We start from the raw sequence: 21,486 nt of genomic DNA, 5'->3' as shown, positions 1-21,486 counted from the left end.
AAAAGGGGCGCCGAAGCACCCCTTCCCGTCCGGTCGATCAGGCGGCCGCGGCGAGCGGCTGGGGCTCGAGCACCAGCCCGTCCTCGCCGGCGGTGACCTTGACCATGCTGTCGTCGACCACCCGGCCCTCCAGGATCGCCGTCGCCAGCGGGTTCTGCAGCTCGCGCTGGATCACCCGCTTCAGCGGCCGCGCCCCGTAGATCGGGTCGTAGCCCTGCTCCGCCAGCCAGCCCTTGGCCTTGTCGTCCAGCTCCAGCACCACCTTGCGGTCGGCCAGCAGCTGGCGCAGGCGGCCCAGCTGGATCTCGACGATGCCGGTCATGTTCGCCCGGGTCAGGCGGCGGAACACGATCATCTCGTCGAGCCGGTTCAGGAACTCCGGCCGGAAGTGCTGGCGCACCGCCATCAGCACCTTCTCGCGGCTGACGAAGTCGATCTCGCCCTCGCTGTCGCCCTGCTCGATCGAGGCCACGGCGAGATGCTCGGAGCCGAGGTTCGAGGTCATGACGATCAGCGTGTTGCGGAAATCGACCGTCCGCGCCTGCCCGTCGGTCAGTCGGCCGTCGTCCAGCACCTGCAGCAGCACGTTGAAGACGTCCGGATGGGCCTTCTCGACCTCGTCGAACAGGATCACCTGGTAGGGCCGGCGCCGCACCGCCTCGGTCAGCGCCCCACCCTCGTCATAGCCGACATAGCCCGGCGGGGCGCCGATCAGCCGGCTGACCGCGTGTTTCTCCATGTATTCCGACATGTCGATGCGGACCATCGCCGTGTCGTCGTCGAACAGGTACTCGGCCAGCGCCTTGGTCAACTCGGTCTTGCCGACGCCGGTCGGGCCCAGGAACAGGAAGCTGCCGATCGGCCGGTTCGGGTCCTGCAGCCCGGCGCGGGCGCGCCGCACCGCATTGGCCACCGCGGTCAGCGCCTCGTCCTGGCCGACCACGCGGGTCTTCAGCTTCTCCTCCATATGGAGCAGCTTCTCGCGCTCGCCCTCCAGCATCCTGTCGACCGGCACGCCGGTCCAGCGGCTGACCACCGCGGCGATGTCGTCGGCCTGCACCTCCTCGCGCACCATGTGCGAGGCCTGGGCCGCCTCGGCCTCCTTGAGCTTCTTCTCGAGATCCGGGATCACGCCATAGGTCAGCTCGCCGGCGCGGGCCCAGTTGCCGCCGCGCTGCGCCTGCTCCAGCTCGCCCCGGGCCTGGTCCAGCTGCTCCTTGACCTTGGTCGCGGCGGACAGCTTCTCCTTCTCCGCGGTCCAGGCCGCGGTCAGGGAGGAGGACTGCTCCTCCAGCTCGGCCAGCTCCTGCTCCAGCTTGGCGAGGCGGTCCTTCGAGGCCGCGTCGGTCTCCTTCTTCAGGGCCTCACGCTCGATCTTCAGCTGCATGGTGCGCCGGTCCAGCGCCTCGATCTCCTCGGGCTTGCTGTCGACCTGCATGCGCAGCCGCGCCCCGGCCTCGTCGACGAGGTCGATCGCCTTGTCCGGCAGGAACCGGTCGGTAATGTAGCGGTTCGACAAGGTGGCCGCGGCCACGATCGCGCCATCGGTGATGCGCACGCCGTGATGCAGCTCGTACTTCTCCTTCAGGCCGCGCAGGATCGAGATGGTGTCCTCGACCGTCGGCTCGGAGACGAAGACCGGCTGGAACCGACGGGCCAGCGCCGCATCCTTCTCGACATGCTTGCGGTACTCGTCGAGCGTGGTGGCGCCGACGCAGTGCAGCTCGCCGCGCGCCAGGGCCGGCTTCAGCATGTTCGACGCGTCCATGGCGCCGTCCGCCTTGCCGGCGCCGACCAGCTGGTGCATCTCGTCGATGAACAGCACGATCTCGCCGGCCGCCGACGTCACCTCCTGCAGCACGGCCTTCAGCCGCTCCTCGAACTCGCCGCGGAACTTGGCACCGGCGACCAGCGCGCCGAGGTCGAGCGCCAGCAGGCGCTTGTTCTTCAGGCTCTCCGGCACGTCGCCGTTGACGATGCGCAGGGCCAGGCCTTCGACGATCGCGGTCTTGCCGACGCCGGGCTCGCCGATCAGCACCGGGTTGTTCTTGGTGCGGCGCGACAGCACCTGGATGGTGCGGCGGATCTCCTCGTCGCGGCCGATCACCGGGTCGAGCTTGCCCGACCGCGCGGCCTCGGTCAGGTCGCGCGCGTATTTCTTCAGGGCCTCGTACTGGCCCTCGGCGCCGGGGCTGTCGGCGGTGCGGCCCTTGCGCATGGCGTCGACGGCGCGGTTCAGCGTCTGCGGCGTCACCCCGGCCTGGACCAAGGCGCGGCCGGCCTCGGTCTCCTTGGCGATGGCCAGCGCGAGCAGGAGGCGTTCGGCCGCGACATACTGGTCGCCCGCCTTCTTCGCCTGCTCCTGCGCTTGGTCCAGCACCCGCGCCAGCTCGCGGCTCATATAGACTTGGCCGCCGCCGCCCTCGACCTTGGGCTGCTTGGCCAGCGCCTGCTCCACCGCCTGGGCCGCGGCCTCGGGCCGGCCACCGGCGCTGCGGATCAGATTGGCCGCGAGCCCTTCCTCATCGTCGAGCAACACCTTCAGCAGGTGCTCGGGCAAAAGCTGCTGGTGGCCGCGGGTCAGGGCCGCGGTCTGAGCGGCCTGGAGGAACCCCTGGCTGCGCTCGGTGAACTTCTGAAGATCCATACGTCTAGTCTCCGCTGTCCGGCGCGGTCGTCTTGCTCGAAGCCCGACCCCGCCTTGATCCACGTCATGTGCGATCCGGGAGGATGCAGGACTGATGTAGGGGTGTGGCCCGGCGGCAACAAGGGCCGTCGGAGACCTTCGGGCCGGCAGTGGTGATCGTGTCGCGACAGCCTGGTCTCAGCCGCCGCTCAACGCCATGCGCTCCGCCGAAAACCGGACGATCTCGGACGCCAGTTCGACACTGAGGTCACGCTTCGGAATAATCAGAGCCTGAAGGTCGCTGATCAGCAGGAATATATGCGTCGGGGTTTCCTCGACCCGGCGAAAGGCTCGCCATTCCATCAACGAATGGCTCCCGTCGGAGCGGCAATCGACGCCCTGGTCATCCAGGACAAGGTCCACCTGCCCTTCGAACGTCGCGCCGGGGTCGGAACCGATGGTGCGCTGGATCGAGCGACGCTGAAAGTGCTTCCGAAACACCAAGTAAGGTACGCAGATCAGGAATATTCCGAAGGAAATATACAGAATAGTAGAACGCGGAACAGGCCCAACCACACTATCGCTCATCACAGCAAACAATGCCAAGCCAACAAGGAGCCAAATCACAAAGCTTCTAGCGAATTTCTTCCTCCCCCGAATCTTTACCTCTGTCCGACTCAGACAAAAGAGGCTGAATTCGATATAGTCGGATCTGTCGAGACGGTAAGTGAGTGCAATCCGTGTCTCTGCGGAGGAGGAAATCGGCATATTCAAAATAGGCCATCCCGGCAAGTGGTTTCCCGAGCATATCTCACAGATTGACGGCGGCAAAGGCGGGGCCAAGGCCGTCTCAAGGTCCCAATCGCGCATAGCGGCGATCCTCGGCGCGCTGATTGTTTCTGCTGGCCATAACGCGCTAGGGTTTTTGCCCGGAACCCGAGACCCGCCATGACCGCCGCCCGCCTCGTCGACCTGTACCGCTATCCCGTCAAGGGCCTGGCCGGGCAGAAACTGGCCGCCACGGATCTCGCCGCCGGCGAGACGCTGCCGCACGACCGGCGCTTCGCCATCGTCCATGGCGCCAGCCAATGCGACCCGACGGCGCCGAGCTGGCAGCCGAAGCGGCAATTCCTGCAGCGGATGACCGACGAGCGGCTGGCGCTGCTGGGCATCGACTATGACGACGCCACCGAGGCGCTGACGCTGAAGCGGGACGGCAAGCAGGTGGCGCGCGGGCTGCTGTCGATGCCGATCGGGCAGGAGCTGATCAACCAGTTCCTGAACGCCTTCATGAAGGACCAGCGCGGCGCGGTGAAGATCGTCTCCGCCCCCGGCATCGCCTTCACCGACAAGCCGGAGAAGCTGGTCTCGCTGATCAACCTGGCGTCGGTGAAGGACATCGAGCGGGTGACGCGAGCCCCGGTCGACCCGCGGCGCTTCCGCGGCAACCTCATTCTCGACGGCCTGCCGGCCTGGGCGGAGTTCGACTGGATCGGCCGCGAGCTGGCGATCGGGCCGGTGCGGCTCAAGGTCGTCTCACGGATCACCCGCTGCGCCGCCATCAACGTCAACCCGGCGACCGGCGAGCGCGACCTGAACATCCCCAAGGCCTTGATCAGCGGCTTCGGCCATGCCGACTGCGGCATCTACGCCGAGGTCCTGGCCGGCGGCCGGATCGCCGAAGGGGATGCGCTGACGGTCGAGTGACCGGGTCCGCCCGGAGGCGAACCCGGTCCACGCAAACCCGTTACGGCCGCACCGGCCCGGTGCCGGCGCCGGTGCTCTCGATCGCGGCGGCGATCTCCTGGACATCCTCCGGCGTCAGCTCCAGCCTCGCGGCGTCGAGCCAGCCATCGACCTGCTCGGGGCTGCGGGCGCCGACGATGGCGGCGGTGACCGCCGGCCAGGCCAGGGTCCAGGCCACCGCCACGGCGGCGACCGAGGAGCCATGGCGCGCCGCCACCGGCTTCAGCGCCGCGGCCAGCGCCAGGTTGCGGGCCAGGCCGTCGCCGGTGAAGTGCGGCGAGCGCGAGCGCCAGTCGTCCTTCGGCAGCGCCGCTGCCCGCTCCGCCGTGAAGGCGCCGGTCAGGAGACCGGACTGCATCGGGCTGTAGACGATGACGCCGGTTTCGTGCTTCGCGCACCAGGGCAGCTCCGACGCCCCAATATCGCGGCGGATCGCCGAGAAGGGCGGCTGCAGCGTGTCGACATGGCCGACCGCCTCGGCCCGCACCAGCAGCTCGACATTGTGGTTGGACAGGCCGATGGCCCGCACCTTCCCTTCCGCCTTCAGGTCGAGGAAGGTCTGCCACAGGGTCTCGATCGACGTGCCGTCCTCGGCCGGCCAGTGCAGCTGGTACAGGTCGATGCGCTCGACCCCGAGCCGGCGCAGCGAGGCCTCGACCTCGCGCCGCAGGCTGGCCGGGGCGCCGACACGCTTCGGCACGGCGGTGCGGTCGGCCTCGTCCCAGATCAGGCCGCCCTTGGTGAAGACATAGGGCCGCTTGTCGGCCGGGATCTCGCGCAGGGCGCGGCCGACGATCTCCTCGGAATGGCCGAGGCCGTACACCGCCGCGGTGTCGATCCAGTTGATGCCGACCTCGGCGGCGTGGCGGATCGCCGCCACCGAGGCGTCGTCGTCCTGCTCGCCCCAGGCCGCGGCCCAGCCGGCGCCGCCGATCGCCCAGGCGCCAAAGCCGACCCGGGTGATCGCCATGTCGGTGGTGCCGAAGCGCCGTGTCGGCAGATGCGTGCGGCCGTTGGTCTCACTCATCGGTTTGCTCCTTCAAGTCCGACATGAAAGATGGCGGTGTCGCATTCAGCGTTCCAATTGAATGTTCAGATCGCATTCAGCATGATCGCAGAACAATCGGCAGGATCGGGCAGGACCATGGATCTGAGGCAGCTGGAGCATTTCCTGGCGGTGGCGGAGGAGCAGCACTTCACCCGCGCCGCCCGGCGGGTGAACATCGTGCAGTCCGGCCTGTCGGCCTCGATCCGGGCGCTGGAGGAGGAGCTGGGCGCACCGCTGTTCATCCGCAGCACGAGGCGGGTCGACCTGACCGCCGCCGGCCGGGTGCTGGCCGAAGAGGCGCGGCGGGTGCTGGCGGCGGCGCAGGGTGCCCGCGACGCCGTCGCCGCGGTGCAGGGGCTGGCGCGCGGCCGGCTGGCGATCGGCACCACCCACAGCCTGTCCCCCTTCGTCGACCTGCCGGAGCTGCTGGCCCGATTCCACGCCGCCCATCCCGGGGTCGAGATCCGGCTGTGCCAGGGCGGCTCGGACCGGCTGTTCGAGAAGCTGCGCGACAGCCGAGTGGACCTGGCCTTCGTGCCGATGCAGCCGGCGCCGCCGCCGGACGTCCAGGCCACCATGCTGGCCTGCGAGGAACTGGTCGCCGCCTGCCGCCACGACCATCCGCTGGCAGGCCGCAAGAATGTGGCCCTGAGCCGGCTGGGCCGCGAGACCTTCGTCGATTTCCAGACCGACTGGGGCACCCGGCAGATGGTCGATCAGGCCTTCGCCCGGGTGCGGGTGGAGCGCCGCACCGGCTTCGAGGTCAACGACCTGCCGACCGCGCTGGACCTCGTCGCTCTCGGCCTCGGCATCGCTTTGGTCCCGGAGGCGCTGATCGCCGCCCATCCGGCCGACCCGCACCGCCCGCCGCTGGCGGTGGCGACGCTGGCCCCGCCCGAGATCTGCTGGGAGCTGGGCGTCGCCCATGCCGAGCGCGGCGCCGGGGACGGCCCAGTCAACCCGGCGGCGCGGGCCTTCCTGGCGCTGCTGGAGTCGGACCGGGTGGCCGCCGCCGCGGCGTAGGCGGCCTCAGGCCACCTGCACCGGCGCGCCGGACCATTCGGTGACGACGTCGGACAGCGCCGGGCGCGGCCGGTCCTCCATCGGCTCGGACGGGGTGCCGAGATAGATGAAGCCGATGATCTTGTCGGTCGCCGGGTTGTGGCCCAGCAGCTCGACGATCTGCGGGTGGTAGGCCGGCCAGCCGGTGATCCAGCTTGCGCAATAGCCCTGGGCATGCGCCGCCACCAGGATGTTCTGGCACAGCGCGCCGCCGGACAGGATCTGCTCCAGCTCCGGGATCTTGCCGGGCTGCGGCTTGTGGGTGATCACCAGCAGCAGCGGCGCCAGGGCCGGCTTCTGCCGCATCGCCTCGACCAGCGCCTCGGTGGCGTCCGGGGTCTCGCGGGCGAAGATCCCGGCCATCGCCTCGCCCAGCCGGCGCTGCCCGTCCTTGCGCAGCAGTTGGATGCGCCAGGGCGCCAGCTTGCCGTGGTCCGGCACCCGCGTGCCGGCCCGCAGGATCCGCTCCAGCGCCGCCGCATCCGGCCCGGGCTCGACCATGTTGCGGGCCGGCACCGAGCGGCGCTTCAGCAGAAGATCCAACGCATCCATGCTTCGTCTCCGATGATCCGCCGCGCAGGACGGGGCTATCTAAGAATCACTCTCAACAACACAGATAGGACGGACCGGGTCAGAAATCCAGGTCGCGGTAATGCGCCGGCGCCGGAATGCCGGGGACGTGGTCCTCCAGCAGCGGCCGGAAGCTGGGCCGGGACTTTATGCGCGAATACCATTGCCGCGCCTCGGGATGGGCATCCCAGGGCACGTCGCCGAGATAGTCGACCACCGAGAGATGGGCCGCGGCGGCGATGTCGGCCAGACTGAACTCGTCGCCGGCCAGCCAGCGCCGGGTCTCGGCGAGGTAGGAGATGTAGTCGAGATGGTAGTGCACGTTCTGCCGGCCGGCACGGATCGCGTCGGAGCTGGGCTGGCCGCTGCGCGTCACCCGCTTCATGAACTTCTCGCCGACCAGGTTCTCGGTGACCTCGCGGCCGAACTTCTGGTCGAACCAGACCAGGAGGCGCCGGGTCTCGGCCCGCGCCAGGGTGGTGTCGCCCAGCAGCGGCACCTCGGGATGCATCTCCTCCATGTATTCGACGATGACCCAGACATCGGTCAGCGTCGTGCCGTCCGGCTCGATCAGCAGCGGCACCTCGCCCGTCGGGTTGAGGGCGAGGAACTCCTCGCGGCGCTCCCACACCCGCTCGACCTTGGTGTCGCAATGCAGATCCTTCTCGGCCAGCAGCAGCCGGACGATGCGGGACTGGGCGGAGAGCCAGATGTGGTAGAGGGTTCGCATGGCGCGCGAACTCTAACCGATGCCGCCATGGTTCGGTAAGAGTCGCGTTGCGCTGCGGCGGCACATGCCACCCCCGCGCCGCGGCCGGGAACCAACCGGCGAGCCCATGCCTTTGGTCTGGCTGCGACGGCGAGTCACGCCACGACCGGCATGCGGAAGGCGGCGGCGAGGCCGCGCAGGGCCCCGGCGAGCCGGGGGTCGGACAGGCGCGAATGCAGCATCACCTGGATCGGGGCCAGGGCCGGCAGGCCGAGCCGCGGCCCGACATCGACGGTCCCGGGCGGCGCCGTCCGGCGGGCCAGGGGCGACACGCCGAGCCCCGCCATGGTCGCCGCCGCCACCGCGGCGCTGCCGCCGCCGACGAAGACCTCGGCCCAGGCGATGCCGGCGGCGTCGAGCGCACGCAGCGCCACCGTGCGCACGCCGCAGCGCGCCGCCCGGGTGACCAGAGGGAGCGGGTCGCCCGGATGGTGGTGCCAGCCGGTCGAGGCGAACCAGCCGAACTCGTCGCGGAACAGCGCCTCGCCGTCGCGGCGGCCGGCGTCGCGGCGGACGATCACGGCGTCAAGGAGGCCGGAATCGTACTCGGCCAGCAGGTCCTGTGACAGGTCGAGCCGGACCTCCAGCGCCAGGCCGGGGCCCTGCCCCGCCACCCGGGCCAGCAGCCCCGGCCCCGCGACATGGTCGCTGATGCCCAGCACCAGCCGCTGCGGCCGGGCCGAGACCGCGGCGATCGCATCATCCTGCGCCTCCAGGAGCAGCCGCGCCCGCGGCAGGAAGGCTTCGCCCTGCGGCGTCAGCCGCACCAGCCGCGGCGTGCGCTCGAACAGCCGGACGCCGAGCCGGTCCTCCAGCCGCTTCAGCCGCAGGCTGATGCCGGACTGGGTGGCACCGAGCGCGTCGGCCGCCCGGGTGAAGCTGCCGTGGTCGGCGACCAGCACGAAGGTGTGGACGGCATCGAGATCGAGGGAGCGCATCGCTTCATCATTTCAGATCATCATCACTGATAGTGATATCGAGTTCATTCCGAAATGATCAAGCGGGAGCTATATCTGAGGCACCGCGGCCTCGCCGCCCGACCTTGGAGACATCCCATGCCCCTCGTCCGCATCTCGCTGCGCAAGGGCAAGCCGGCCGGCCACATCCAGGCCATCCGCGACGCCGCCTACCTGTCCCTGCACGAGACCTTCAATGTGCCGGAGAACGACCGCTTCATCCTGGTGCACGAGCATGACGACACCGGCTTCGACTTCGACCCGACCTATCCCGACATAGCTCGCACCAGCGACGTCGTGTTCATCCAGGCCACGGTCAGCAACACCCGGACTGTCGAGCAGAAGCAGGCGCTGTACCGCCGCCTCGCCGACCGGCTGGCCGAGAGCCCCGGCCTGCGCCGCGAGGATGTGTTCATCAACCTGGTCGAGGTGGCGAAGGAGAACTGGTCGTTCGGCAACGGTATCGCGCAATACGTCTGAGCTTCGCCATAATCCCACGCCCTTCCCGGTCATACTATCGCCGGCAGGGGACGGTGCGGGGGAAGCATGGCCAGGAGGGGATCGACGCGCCGGCGCGTGCTGGCGACCGGTGCCGTGGTGCTGGGCTCGGCGGCGCTGGGCGGTGTGGGCGGGGCCTGGCTGCAACGGCTGTCCGACGCGGCCGGGCTGCCGCCTCCCGCCCCGCCAAGGACGCTGCTGGACGATGCCAGCGGCCTGAACCCGACGCCGGTGCGCGGCGTCGCCTTCGCCGAGGCAAATCCTGACGCGGCGGCCAAGCGGCTGGCGCCGCTGCTGCAGCGGATCGCCGCCGGCGAGGAGCCGGGCCTGGCCGTGTCCGGCGCGCGCCATTCGATGGGCGGGCAGAGCCTGATGCGCGACGGCTGGGTGCTGGACGCGCTGCCGCTGAACGGCCTGACGATCGACGCTGAGGCCCGCACGATGCGGGTGGGCGGCGGGGCGCTGTGGCGCGACATCGTGCCGGCGCTGAACGCCGCCGGCTTCTCCCCCGCCGTGATGCAGTCGAACAACGACTTCAGCATCGGCGGCACGCTGAGCGTCAACGCCCATGGCTGGCACGCCAACAGCCCGCCGGCGGCGAGCACGGTGCGGCGGCTGCGGTTGCTGACCGCCGACGGCGCAGTGGTCGACTGCGGTCCGGGGGACGAGCTGTTCGGCCTGGCGCTGGGCGGCTACGGGCTGTTCGGGGTGATCCTGGAGGCCGAGATCGCGGTGCTGCCGAACGCGATGTATGTGCCGGAGTTCGCCGCCATGCCCACCCGGGACTACGCGGCGGCTTTCGCCGAGCGTGTGGTTGCGCCGGTCGAGATGGCCTATGGCCGGCTGTCGGTCGATCCGGGCAGCCTGTTCGAGGAGGCGGTGCTGGGCTGGTACGTGCCGGTGCCGGAGACCCGCGGCGCGGTGCTGCCCCTGCCCGACCTGACCCATGGCGGGATGCAGCGGCTGGTGTTCCGCAACGCCGCCGGCAGCGACACCGGCAAGGCGCTGCGCTGGTGGCTGGAGCGCGAGGCCGGGCCGTGGCTGGCGGAGCGGACCAGCCGCAACAGCCTGCTCAATGAGCCGGCGGCGGTGTTCGCCAACCGCGAGGCCGGGTCGACCGACATCCTGCACGAGTATTTCGCGCCGCGGGCCCGGCTGTGGGATTTCGCCCAGGCGGCCCGCGCGGTGATCCGGCGCGACGAGGGCAACCTGCTGAACGTCACGGTGCGCGACGTCCGCCGCGACGACCGCAGCGCCCTGGCCTATGCCCGCGAGGACGTGTTCGGCCTGGTCATGCTGTTCGTGCAGGAGAGATCCGCCGCCGGGGAGGAGCGGATGCAGCGCATGACCCGCGGCCTGATCGACGCCGCGATCGATACCGGCGGCACCTACTACCTGCCCTACCGGCTGCACGCGACCGGAGAGCAACTGCGCCGCGCCTACCCCGCCTGGGACGAGGTGATCGCGGCGCAGCGCCGGCACGACCCGAACGGCGTGTTCCGCAACGGGCTGTACCAGCGCTACGCCGTGGCCTGATCCCTTACTCCGCCGGGATCCGCAGCGCCTCGTCCTCGCCGTGGATCGGGTGCTGCAGCCGGGACACCATCTCCTTCGGCACCACCTGCCAGAACTTCGACCGCTCGATCGGCCAGTCGTGCAGGATCGAGGCGGCCCAGGCGCTCTGGGTCTCGCGCACATGCTCGGCGATCAGGGTGCGGAGCAGATCGTCGTAGTGCCGGGTCTCGACCCGCTGCCACAGCACGCTCTCCGGATTGGCCCGGCGGGCGAAGCTGCCGTCGGCGTCGTAGACGAAGGCCATGCCCCCGGTCATGCCGGCGGCGAAGTTGTCGCCGACCGGACCCAGGATCACGGCGGTGCCGCCGGTCATGTATTCGCAGCCATTCGAGCCGCAGCCCTCGACCACCACCGTGGCGCCGGAGTTGCGCACCGCGAAGCGCTCGCCCGCCTGGCCGGCGGCGAACAGCTTACCCGCGGTGGCGCCGTACAGCACCGTGTTGCCGATGATGGTGTTCTCGTTGGTCTTCAAGGTCGAGGCCGCGAAGGGCCGGACCACGATGGTGCCGCCGGACAGGCCCTTGCCGACATAGTCGTTGGCGTCGCCGAACACCTCGAGCTTCAGCCCCTGCACCGCCCAGGCGCCGAGCGACTGGCCGGCATTGCCGCGCAGCCGCACCGTCACATGGCCCGGCTGCAGCCCGGTCATGCCGAACTTGCGGGTGATCATCGAGGACATCCGCGTGCCCACCGCGCGGTGGGTGTTGCGGATCGAGTAGGTCAGCTGGGTCTTCTCGCCGAGCTCGAACAGCGGCCGGGCGTCGGCGATCATCTGCGCGTCCAGCGTGTCCGGCACCGGGTTGCGGCCCTCGAGCGTGCAGTACATCGCATGCTCGCCCGGATCGGCCTTGGCCAGCAGCGGGTTGAGGTCGAGGTCGTCGAGATGGGCGGCGCCGCGGCTGACCTCGCGCAGCAGCTCGGTGCGGCCGACGATCTCGTTGATCGAGCGGTAGCCGAGCTGGGCCAGGATCTCGCGCACCTCCTCGGCGATGAAGCTGAACAGGTTCACCACCTTCTCGGGCGTGCCGGAGAACCTTGCCCTGAGCTCCGGGTCCTGGGTGCAGACGCCGACCGGGCAGGTGTTGGAGTGGCACTGCCGGACCATGATGCAGCCCATGGCGATCAGGCTGGCGGTGCCGATGCCGAACTCCTCGGCGCCGAGGATCGCGGCGATCACCACGTCGCGCCCGGTCTTGATGCCGCCGTCGGTGCGCAGCCGGATGCGGTGGCGCAGCCGGTTCAGGGTCAGCACCTGATGCACCTCGGACAGGCCCATCTCCCAGGGCACGCCGGCGAATTTCAGCGAGGTCTGGGGCGAGGCGCCGGTGCCGCCGACATGGCCCGAGATCAGGATGATGTCGGCATTGGCCTTGGCCACGCCGGCGGCGATGGTGCCGATGCCGGTGCGGCTGACCAGCTTGACCGTGACCTTGGCGTCTGGGTTGATCTGTTTCAGGTCGTAGATCAGCTGCGCCAGATCCTCGATCGAGTAGATGTCGTGGTGCGGCGGCGGGCTGATCAACATCACGCCGGGGGTGGCGTGGCGCAGCTTGGCGATCTCGACCGTCACCTTGAAGCCGGGCAGCTGGCCGCCCTCGCCGGGCTTGGCGCCCTGGGCGACCTTGATCTCCAGCTCGCGCGCCTGGTTCAGGTATTCCGCGGTGACGCCGAAGCGGCCCGAGGCGACCTGCTTGATCGCGGAGTTCCAGTTGTCGCCGTTCTTGTCCGGCCGGAACCGGGCCGGGTCCTCGCCGCCCTCGCCCGAATCCGACTTGGCGCCGATCCGGTTCATGGCGACGTTCAGCGTGCCATGCGCCTCCGGCCCCAGCGCGCCGAGCGACATGCCGGGGGTGACGAAGCGCTTGCGGATCTCGGTGATGCTCTCGACCTCGTCGATCGACACCGACTGGCGCACCGGCACGAAGTCCAGCAGGTCGCGCAGCGCCACCGGCGACTGGCGCCGGATGAGGTCGGAGTATTTGCGGTACAGGGAATAGCTGTCGGTCGCCACCGCCTGCTGCAGCATGTGGATCATCTGGCCTTCCCAGGCGTGCCGCTCCTGCCCCTGGCGGTAGCGGTAGAAGCCGCCGATCGGCAGGGTGACCACGCTGCGGTTCCACGCCGCCTCGTGCATCTCGATCGCCTTCATCTGCAGCCCGGCCATGCCGATGCCGGAGATGCGGCTGGGCATGCCCGGGAAGTATTCGGCGACGAGCGAGCGCGACAGGCCGACCGCCTCGAAGTTGCAGCCGCCGCGGTAGGACGAGATCACCGAGATGCCCATCTTCGACATGATCTTGAGCAGCCCGTCGTCCACCGCCTGGCGGTAGCGCTTCATGCAGGCGTCGAGCGACAGGTCGCCGAACAGGCCGCGGCGCTGCCGGTCGGCGATCGCCTCCTGCGCCAGATAGGCGTTCACCGTGGTGGCGCCGACGCCGATCAGCACCGCGAAATGGTGCACGTCGACGCATTCCATCGAGCGCACGTTCAGCGAGGTGAAGGTGCGCAGCGACTGGCGGATCAGATGGGTGTGGACGGCGCCGGTGGCCAGGATCATCTGGATCGCCACCCGGTCCTGGCCGGCATGCTGGTCGGTCAGGACGATGTGGGTGGCGCCGCCGCGCACCGCGTCCTCGGCCTCGCGGCAGACCCGGCGCAGCGCGTCGCGCAGGGCGTGCTCGCCGCCGTTGTTGTCGAAGGTGCAGTCGATCTCCGCCGCGGTCGCGCCCATATAGGCGCGCATCGCCTCGTATTCGGCGTTGGTCAGCACCGGGCTGTCGAGCTGCAGCAGGTCGCACTGGCTGGCATCCTCGTCGAGGATGTTGCCGAGATTGCCCAGCCGGGTGCGCAGGCTCATCACCCGCCGCTCGCGCAGGCTGTCGATCGGCGGATTGGTGACCTGGCTGAAGTTCTGGCGGAAGAAGTGGTGCAGCGGCCGGTTCAGGTCGGACAGGATGGCGATCGGCGCGTCGTCGCCCATCGACCCCACCGCCTCCTTCGCCTCCTCCACCATCGGGTGCAGGATCAGCTCCAGGTCTTCCATGGTGATGTTCATGGCGACCTGGCGCCGGCGCAGCTCCTCGCGGCTCATCGCCGCCTCGGTGCCCTCGCCGCCGGCGCGGATCAGCCCGTCGATCACCTTGATCCGCTTGGTCCAGTCCTGGAACGGCTGGCGCGCGGCCAGCACCTCCTTGATCTCGCGGTCGTGGTAGAGGCGCCCCTCCTGCAGATCGACCGCCAGCATCTGGCCGGGCCCGAGCCGCCCCTTCTCGGCGATCCGGTTCTCGTCGAGCCGGACCATCCCGGCTTCGGATCCGGCGATCAGCAGCCCGTCATGGGTCAGGGTGTAGCGCATCGGCCGCAGGCCGTTGCGGTCCATGCCGCCCATCACCCAGCGACCGTCATACATGGCCAGCGCGGCCGGCCCGTCCCAGGCCTCCATCACCGCGTTGCAGTAGCTGACGAAGGCGCGGTGCGTCGGCGGGATGTCGGCGTCGGCCGGCGTCGCCTCCGGCACCAGCATGGCCTTGACCAGCGGCGCGTCGCGGCCGGCGCGGACCATCACCTCAAACACCGCGTCGAGCGCCGCGGAGTCCGAGCTGCCACCCTGGATCACCGGCTTGATGTCCTCGATCGCGTCGCCGAACACCGGGCTGGCCATGCGCGTCTCATGCGCGCGCATCCAGTTGGAGTTGCCCTTCAGCGTGTTGATCTCGCCGTTGTGGGCGAGCATGCGGAAGGGCTGGGCCAGGCGCCAGGTCGGGAAGGTGTTGGTCGAATAGCGCTGGTGATAGATCGCGAAGTTGGAGACGAAACGCTCGTCCAGCAGGTCCGGGTAGAAGTCGGTCAGCTGCGCCGCCAGGAACATGCCCTTGTAGATGATCGAGCGGCAGGACAGCGAGCACAGGTAGAAATCGGCGATGCCGGCGGCCTGCGCCGCCTTCTCGATCCGCCGCCGGATGATGTAGAGGTCGCGCTCGAACTGTTCCTCCGGCACCCCTTTGGGGTTGCCGATCATGATCTGCTCGATCTCCGGCCGGGCGGCGTTCGCCTTGTCGCCGATGATCGCCACGTTGATCGGCACCTGGCGCCAGCCGTAGATGTAGTAGCCGAAGTTGAGGATCTCGCCCTCGACCAGGCAGCGGCACTTCTCCTGCGCCTCCAGGTCGGTGCGCGGCAGGAAGGCCTGGCCGACCGCGATCACGCCCGCCATCGGGCGGTGGCCGACGCGCTCGACATGCTCGTGGAAGAACTGCTGCGGGATCTGGACATGGATGCCGGCGCCGTCGCCGGTCTTGCCGTCGGCGTCGACCGCGCCGCGGTGCCACACCGCCTTCAGCGCGTCGATGCCGGCCTGCACCACCTCGCGCCGCGGCTTGCCGTCGAGGGTGGCGATGAAGCCAACGCCGCAGGCATCGTGCTCCTCCGCCGGGTCGTAGGCATGGGCCGCGGTCAGCCGGGCGACATTGGCCTGGTATTCCTCGACGAAGCGCTGGCCGGCATTCTTCTCGCCAAGGCTCTTCTCAAACTGGCTCATGAGCTGGCTCCTTCCGGCTGGCGTCATTCCGCCGCGACCGCCAGTGCGGCGGCCTTGGCGACGAGGAAGCTGTCGATCGCGGCGGCGGCGTCGCGGCCGTCGCGGATGGCCCAGACGACGAGGCTGGCGCCGCGGACGATGTCGCCGGCGGCGAAGATGCCGTCGACCGCGGTCATCATGGTCTTGTGGTCGACCCGGACCGTGCCCCATTTGGTCACCGGCAGGCCCGGCGCGTCGAACAGGGTCGGCAGGTCCTCGGGATCGAAGCCCAGCGCCTTGACCACCAGGTCGGCCTCGATGGTGTGGGCCGAGCCCTCGATCACCACCGGGCTCTGCCGGCCGGTGGCATCGGCGACGCCGAGATGGATCGAATGGGCGCGCACGCCGCTGACAGCATCGTCGCCCAGGAACGCCTCCGGCGCCGCCTGCCAGACGAACTCGACGCCCTCCTCCTCGGCATTGTGCACCTCGCGCTGGCTGCCCGGCATGTTGGCTCGGTTGCGGCGGTACAGGCACTTCACCGAGACGGCGCCCTGGCGCACGGCGGTGCGGACGCAGTCCATCGCCGTGTCGCCGCCGCCGATCACCACCACCCGCTTGCCGGCGGCGTTAAGCGTGCCGTCGGCAAACTCGGGCACGTCGTCGCCGAGGCCGGTGCGGTTCGAGGCGGTGAGATAGTCGAGCGCGGCGACGATGCCCTTGAGGCCGGAGCCGGGAGCCTGGAAGTCGCGCGCCTTGTACACGCCGGTGGCGATCAGCACCGCGTCGTGGCGCGACCGCAGCTCCTGCAGCGTGGCGTCGCGGCCGACCTCGAAGTTCAGATGCAGGGTGATGCCGGCATCGGCCAGCCATTGCGCCCGGCGGGCGACGATCTCCTTCTCCAGCTTGAAGCTGGGGATGCCGTAGATCAGCAGGCCGCCGACCCGGTCGTAGCGGTCGTAGAGATGGATCTGGTAGCCGAGCCGGCGCAGCTGCTCGGCCGCGGCGATGCCGCCCGGGCCGGCGCCGATGATGCCGACCGACTGGCCGCGCTCGCGCAGCGGCGTGGGCGGCTTGACCCAGCCCTCGGCCCAGGCGGTGTCGGTGATGTACTTCTCGATCGAGCCGATGGTGACGGCGCCGTGGCCCGACTGCTCGATCACGCAGTTGCCCTCGCACAGCCGGTCCTGCGGGCAGATGCGGCCGCAGATCTCGGGCATGGAGTTGGTGGCCGAGGAGATCTCGTAGGCCTCCTCCAGCCGCCCCTCGGCGGTCAGCTTCAGCCAGTCCGGGATGTTGTTCTGCAGCGGGCAATGCACCTGGCAGAAGGGCACGCCGCATTGCGAGCAGCGCGACGACTGCTCCTCGGCCTTCTGCCGGACATAGGGGCCGTAGACCTCGAGCCAGTCCTGCCGGCGGATCTCGGCCGTCCGTTTCGCCGGCATCTCGCCTGCGGTCTTCACGAACTGCAGCATCTTCGTCGCCATGGGCGGCTCCTCGTCACGCGGAGTCGAACAAGCCCCCCCGCAGCGGCGGGGCTTCGCGGACATTTACGGATTTCGGCAGGCCCTGGCGAGCAGTTTTTCGCGATTAGGTCACATTTGTTGACTAATTTCGCGTTGTTAAGAGCGGTTCGCAGCTAGACAGGCGTTTCGGCACGATTATTTCAAGAAAATTATACCCGATTCGGAACTATCGGATAATCGTGTCGCCAGGGGCAGTCGCTATACGCCTCTTGTTCCACCCTCCTGGTTGCCAGCACTCAAAACCAGCCTTGACCTCAAGCCGGCTTGAACCTTTAGCAGGGTGGCTCCTTCATGCGGAGCCAACCATGACCAAACCCTATGTCTCGATCAGCGTGATCACGCCGAAGCCCGGCCAGTTCGAGGAGTTCATGGAGCTGCAGCTGGCCCAGCACCACCGGGTGCGCGGCCAGGTCCCCGGGCTGCGCGGCGGCCGGCTGTTCCGGTCGCTCGATGGCCGCAGCGTCGTGCTGGTGACCGCCTTCGAGACCGTCGAGGACGCCCAGCGCTTCCGCGAAAACCCGCTCCTCACCGAGCACATGGCGCGGATCCAGCCGCTGCTGGAGAGCGCCGTGCAGGGGGGCTACGAGACGGCCTATGAGGTGGGCACGGTCTGACCCCACCGGCCGGCGGCATACGAAGACGTAATTGGACGTCAGCTCCGGCCGGGCCTAACGGCACGGGCCGGTTCTCATTGCCGCCGCCCGCCCCATGTCGATCGCGCTCAGCACCCCGCTCCGCCGCTCCCGCAGCGACACCCTCCTGCTGCTGCTGGCGGCGCATGTCGTGCTGTGGACCGCCTTCTGCCTCCTTTACCTGGCGCCGTCCGATCTGCCGAACGACATGACCGAGGCCTTCTCCTGGGCGCAGGAGATGCCGCTGGGCACCTACAAGCACCCGCCCTTCTACGCCTGGGTGGTGCATGCCTGGTTCAGCCTGCTCCCGACCGCCGACTGGGCCTTCTACCTGCTGTCCTCGGTCAATGCCGCGATCGGCCTGGCCGCGGTCTGGACCATCGCCGGTCGATACCTGTGCGGCCCGGCCCGGCTGGCGGCGGTGCTGCTGCTGGAGACCCTGCCCTTCGCCACCATCCAGTCGCTGAACTTCAACGCCAATTCGGTGCTGCTGTCGCTGTGGCCGCTGGTGATGCAGCTGTTCCTGCGCGTCTTCGACCGGCGCGACCTGGCCAGCGCGGCGGCGCTGGGGCTGGTGGCCGCGGCGGCGATGCTGTCGAAATACTACAGCGGCATCATCCTGGTCTGCTGCCTGGCCGCGGCGCTGGCCCATCCTGACCGCCGCCGCTTCTTCGCCAGCCCCGCCCCCTACGTCGCGATCGCCGTGTTCGCCGCGGCGATGGCGCCGCATGTGCTGTGGCACCTCCACGCCGCCATCGGCCCGCTGCAGTACATGGCCAGCAAGAGCCACTCCGACGCGCTCCGGATCCTCGCCAAGGCCGGGCTGTTCGTCGCCGGCTGCTTCGCCGTGCACGCGCTGCTCGGCGCCGCCCTGGCCTGGCTGTGGCGGCGCGGCCGGACGGCGGCGCCGGAGGACCGGCCCGCGGTGCCCTCCACGGGCGACCGCCGGGCACTGGCGATCTTCGCCCTCGGCCCGTTACTGCTCACGGTCGCGATCGCCCTGGCCTTCAAGGTGAAGATCGTCACCCAGTTCGCCATCCCGATCTTCAGCCTGTCGCCGCTGGCCGCGATCGTCTGCCTGCGGCTGGCGGTCGACCGGGCGGCGCTGCGCCGGCTGGCGCTGCTGGCCGGAATCGGCGGCCTGCTGCTGCTGTCGGCGGCGCCGTTCGCCGGCGCCTGGACCCAGCGGCACGACATCGAGCATGCGGCCGAGCCGCGGCGAATCGTAGCCGAGCGGGTGACGGCGCTGTGGCGCCAGCAGGTCGGCACGAAGCTGGCGATCGTCGCCGGCAGCGAGAGCTACGCCCTGGGCGCCACCTTCTACAGCCCGGACCACCCGACCGACTTTACCGCCTTCGCCCCGGCCTATGCCCCCTGGATCGACGCCGACCGGCTGCGCCGCGGCGGCCTGGCCGTGATCTGCCTGACGGATGACGACTGGTGCCTGGGCGAGGCGGCGAAGTACCAGGGGCTCGACACCTGGCGCACCGAGTTCGGCCTTGCCAAGCGGATGCGCGGCGTGACCGGCCGGCCCTTCGACTTCGTCGTCGTCTTCGTCAAGCCGGGGCAGACGCTGCCGCTGGAGCCGATCCGGCTGCGCCCATTCTGAGCGCCGGAGGGCTGCGTCCCACCGAGACTCGGTCTAGGGTGGGACCACAACCCTAGGGAGCGAACGCATGCGCAAGAACCAGGCCGCCCCGCGCGGGCGGGTCGACAGCTTCACCATCGACAGCCAGGCGCTGCGGGGCAACCTGCTGGGCGACCCGCATGAGCGGCGCGTCGACCTCTACATCCCCCACGGACATGACGGGCGCGGCCTGCCGCTGCTGGTCGACCTGGTCGGCTTCACCGCCGGCGGGCCGGCCCACACCAACTGGAAGAATTTCGGCGAGAACGTGCCGGAGCGGGCCGACCGGCTGATCGCCGAGGGCAAGCTGCCGCCGGTGGCGATCGCCTTCCCGGACTGCTTCACCCGCCTCGGCGGCAACCAGTACATCAACTCCGCCGCCATGGGCCGGTGGGAGGATTTCCTGATCGACGAGATGCTGCCGGCGGTGGAGGCCCGGCTCGGCTGCGGCGGACCCGGCCGGCGCGGCGTGTTCGGCAAGAGCTCCGGCGGCTACGGCTCGATCATCCACGCCATGCGCCGGGCCGACACCTGGAGCGCGGCCGCGTGCCATTCCGGCGACATGGCCTTCGAGCTGGCCTATCTGCTGGAGATGCCGAACGTGCTGCGGGCGCTGGCCAAGCACGAGGGCTCGATCGAGCGCTTCATCACCTCGCTGGAGGAGGCGAAGAAGATCCAGGATGCCGACCTCCACATCCTGATGTGGCTGGCGATGGCCGCGACCTACGACCCGGACCCGTCGCAGTTCCTCGGCATCCGGCTGCCGGTCAACCCCGACACCTGCGAGCTGATCGAGGAGCGCTGGGCCAACTGGCTGGAATGGGACCCGGCGCTGCTCGCCGACCGGCACGCCGATGCGCTGAAGTCGCTGAAGGCGCTGTACATCGATTGCGGCGACATCGACCAGTTCAACCTGGTCTACGGCGCCCGCCGGCTGCACCGGTCGCTGGAGCGGCTGGGCGTAAAGCACCGCTACGAGGAGTTCGCGGACAACCACTCCTCGGTCGACTACCGGATGGACGAGAGCCTGCCCTTCCTGGCCCGGGCGCTGGGGTGATCGGTCAGGCGACCAAGCTGTTGCCGAAGCGGCCGCCGGGGCGGTAGCGGTCGAGATAGCTCGGCAGGATCAGCTCGGCCGGGGTCGGCTGGATGCCGAGATCGGCCAGCGTCCTGGCGCCGGCGCCGACGACGTTGTCGATCTTGAGCTGCACCACCTGGTCCGGAGTCAGCAGCGGCTTCGGCAGCAGGCTGAACAGCCGCGCCTCGAACGCCGCCACGCCCCAGGACAGCGAGACCAGGCGCTTCTTGCGGCCGGTCTGCTGCAGGGTCAGTTGCATCAGCTCGCGGAAGCTGTAGACCCGCGGGCCGCCGAGCTCATAGGTCTGGCCGGCGGTGCCGTCCTGCTCCAGGCAGGCGACCACCGCGGCGGCGACGTCCTGGACATAGACCGGCTGGAACTTCGTGGTGCCGCCGCCGAACAGCGGCAGGAACGGCGCGGTGCGGGCCAGGTTGGCGAACAGGTTGAAGAAGCCGTCCTCGGGCCCGAAGACGACGCTCGGCCGCAGGATCGAGGCACCCGGGAAGGCCGCGCGCACCGCCGCCTCGCCGGCCGCCTTGGTGCGGGCGTAGGAGGACGGGCTGTCGGCCGAGGCGCCGATCGCCGAGATCTGCACGAAACGGCTGGCGCCGGCCGCCGCCGCGGCACGGGCGACGCGGCCCGCGGCCTCGCCATGGATGGAGTCGAAGCGCTGCTTGCCGCGCTCGAACAGGATGCCGACCAGGTTGACCACGGCATCGGTGCCGGCCACGGCGGCGGCGACCGAGCCGTCGTCGCGGATGTCGGCGAAGACCGGCACGACCTGGCCGACCGCGCCTGCCGTCTTCAGCGGCAGGGCCCGGTCCGGATGGCGCGCGGCGACGATGATGCGCCAGCCGCGCTGGGCCAGCATCTGCGCCACGTAGCGGCCGACGAATCCGGTGCCGCCGAAAAGGGTGACCGTCTTTTGGCCGATGAAGTCCGTCATGGTCCCGCCTGCAAACCCGAGCCGGCCGCCACGGCTGCGGCCCGGCCCCCTTATATCCGAGCCGCCGGAGGTTTCAAACGACCGCCGCCGAAAAACGACCGGCGCCCGGATCAGGCGCTTGACAAGCCATGGTGCGGGCACGATATTCCGCGCCGTTCGCCGGGATGCCCAACCGCCCGGGTTCGAATTCGTGGGGCTGTAGCTCAGTTGGGAGAGCGTCTCGTTCGCAATGAGAAGGTCAGCGGTTCGATCCCGCTCAGCTCCACCATCTCTCTCCGGCGATAACATCACTCGACAGACCAGCGGCGGTT

Annotated in this window: 16 protein-coding genes and 1 tRNA gene; 8 read left to right on the top strand and 9 right to left on the bottom strand. The window is 69.6% G+C overall.

The genetic code is table 11. From position 1 onward, the window contains the following. Nucleotides 1-37 precede the first annotated feature (37 nt). Complete coding sequence (gene clpB / locus ACTOWL_RS11595; RefSeq protein ID WP_441321380.1) at nt 38-2,647, bottom strand: ATP-dependent chaperone ClpB; 2,610 nt, start codon at nt 2,645-2,647, stop codon at nt 38-40. A gap of 177 nt (nt 2,648-2,824) precedes the next feature. After that, nucleotides 2,825-3,496, bottom strand: coding sequence for a YcxB family protein (locus ACTOWL_RS11590; protein ID WP_441321379.1), 672 nt, complete (start codon nt 3,494-3,496; stop codon nt 2,825-2,827). A gap of 78 nt (nt 3,497-3,574) precedes the next feature. On the opposite strand from ACTOWL_RS11590, the gene ACTOWL_RS11585 reads away from it, so the two are divergent. Further along, a complete protein-coding gene (locus ACTOWL_RS11585; protein WP_441321378.1) occupies nt 3,575-4,333 on the top strand; it encodes an MOSC domain-containing protein in 759 nt (252 codons plus the stop codon). A gap of 40 nt (nt 4,334-4,373) precedes the next feature. Here the strand turns inward: ACTOWL_RS11585 and ACTOWL_RS11580 are convergent, their stop codons facing one another. Continuing rightward, on the bottom strand, nt 4,374-5,399 hold the full coding sequence (locus ACTOWL_RS11580; protein WP_441321377.1) for an aldo/keto reductase: 1,026 nt from the start codon (nt 5,397-5,399) through the stop codon (nt 4,374-4,376). Between the two features lie 117 nt (nt 5,400-5,516). Between ACTOWL_RS11580 and ACTOWL_RS11575 the strand changes: the two genes are divergently transcribed. After that, on the top strand, nt 5,517-6,443 hold the full coding sequence (locus ACTOWL_RS11575; RefSeq protein WP_441321376.1) for a LysR family transcriptional regulator: 927 nt from the start codon (nt 5,517-5,519) through the stop codon (nt 6,441-6,443). A gap of 6 nt (nt 6,444-6,449) precedes the next feature. Here ACTOWL_RS11575 and ACTOWL_RS11570 read toward each other — a convergent pair whose 3' ends face one another. The 3 genes from ACTOWL_RS11570 to ACTOWL_RS11560 all read right to left on the bottom strand — a co-directional run bounded on the left by ACTOWL_RS11570 (nt 6,450) and on the right by ACTOWL_RS11560 (nt 8,759). After that, nucleotides 6,450-7,034, bottom strand: a complete 585-nt coding sequence (locus ACTOWL_RS11570) for a nitroreductase family protein (RefSeq protein WP_441321375.1) — start codon at nt 7,032-7,034, stop codon at nt 6,450-6,452. A gap of 79 nt (nt 7,035-7,113) precedes the next feature. Continuing rightward, nucleotides 7,114-7,782, bottom strand: a complete 669-nt coding sequence (locus tag ACTOWL_RS11565; RefSeq protein WP_342236446.1) for a glutathione S-transferase family protein — start codon at nt 7,780-7,782, stop codon at nt 7,114-7,116. A gap of 134 nt (nt 7,783-7,916) precedes the next feature. Beyond that, nucleotides 7,917-8,759 carry a LysR family transcriptional regulator gene (locus ACTOWL_RS11560; protein ID WP_441321374.1) on the bottom strand — a complete coding sequence of 281 codons (843 nt, stop codon included), beginning with the start codon at nt 8,757-8,759 and terminating at the stop codon, nt 7,917-7,919. Nucleotides 8,760-8,876: 117 nt separating this feature from the next. Here ACTOWL_RS11560 and ACTOWL_RS11555 point away from each other — a divergent pair, with 117 nt between their 5' ends. Both ACTOWL_RS11555 and ACTOWL_RS11550 read left to right on the top strand, forming a co-directional pair. Beyond that, the gene (locus ACTOWL_RS11555; protein WP_441321373.1) at nt 8,877-9,257 is read left to right on the top strand and encodes a tautomerase family protein; all 381 of its coding nucleotides are present in this window, start codon (nt 8,877-8,879) and stop codon (nt 9,255-9,257) included. 66 nt (nt 9,258-9,323) lie between these two features. Continuing rightward, nucleotides 9,324-10,811, top strand: a complete 1,488-nt coding sequence (locus ACTOWL_RS11550) for an FAD-binding oxidoreductase (RefSeq protein ID WP_441321372.1) — start codon at nt 9,324-9,326, stop codon at nt 10,809-10,811. A 4-nt stretch (nt 10,812-10,815) separates the two neighbouring features. Here ACTOWL_RS11550 and gltB read toward each other — a convergent pair whose 3' ends face one another. Together gltB and ACTOWL_RS11540 are read right to left on the bottom strand one after the other, a co-directional pair. Further along, the gene (gene gltB, locus ACTOWL_RS11545) at nt 10,816-15,387 is read right to left on the bottom strand and encodes a glutamate synthase large subunit (RefSeq protein WP_441321371.1); all 4,572 of its coding nucleotides are present in this window, start codon (nt 15,385-15,387) and stop codon (nt 10,816-10,818) included. 23 nt (nt 15,388-15,410) lie between these two features. After that, a complete protein-coding gene (locus ACTOWL_RS11540; protein WP_441321370.1) occupies nt 15,411-16,853 on the bottom strand; it encodes an NAD(P)-dependent oxidoreductase in 1,443 nt (480 codons plus the stop codon). A gap of 344 nt (nt 16,854-17,197) precedes the next feature. Here ACTOWL_RS11540 and ACTOWL_RS11535 point away from each other — a divergent pair, with 344 nt between their 5' ends. The 3 genes from ACTOWL_RS11535 to ACTOWL_RS11525 all read left to right on the top strand — a co-directional run bounded on the left by ACTOWL_RS11535 (nt 17,198) and on the right by ACTOWL_RS11525 (nt 20,208). Next, nucleotides 17,198-17,506, top strand: coding sequence for an antibiotic biosynthesis monooxygenase family protein (locus ACTOWL_RS11535; protein WP_441321369.1), 309 nt, complete (start codon nt 17,198-17,200; stop codon nt 17,504-17,506). A 94-nt stretch (nt 17,507-17,600) separates the two neighbouring features. Further along, nucleotides 17,601-19,133, top strand: a complete 1,533-nt coding sequence (locus ACTOWL_RS11530) for a glycosyltransferase family 39 protein (protein WP_441321368.1) — start codon at nt 17,601-17,603, stop codon at nt 19,131-19,133. Between the two features lie 67 nt (nt 19,134-19,200). Next, nucleotides 19,201-20,208, top strand: coding sequence for an alpha/beta hydrolase (locus ACTOWL_RS11525; protein WP_441321367.1), 1,008 nt, complete (start codon nt 19,201-19,203; stop codon nt 20,206-20,208). A gap of 4 nt (nt 20,209-20,212) precedes the next feature. On the opposite strand, the gene ACTOWL_RS11520 is transcribed toward ACTOWL_RS11525, so the two are convergent. Beyond that, complete coding sequence (locus ACTOWL_RS11520) at nt 20,213-21,175, bottom strand: complex I NDUFA9 subunit family protein (protein WP_441321366.1); 963 nt, start codon at nt 21,173-21,175, stop codon at nt 20,213-20,215. A gap of 192 nt (nt 21,176-21,367) precedes the next feature. On the opposite strand from ACTOWL_RS11520, the gene ACTOWL_RS11515 reads away from it, so the two are divergent. Continuing rightward, nucleotides 21,368-21,443, top strand: a tRNA-Ala gene (locus tag ACTOWL_RS11515). Nucleotides 21,444-21,486: the final 43 nt, after the last annotated feature.

This window comes from Inquilinus sp. CA228 (assembly GCF_052078665.1).
Taxonomy (GTDB): Bacteria; Pseudomonadota; Alphaproteobacteria; order DSM-16000; family Inquilinaceae; genus Inquilinus.
Note: the sequence above shows the minus strand (reverse complement) of the source record. Positions and strands in the feature narration are given on the sequence as shown.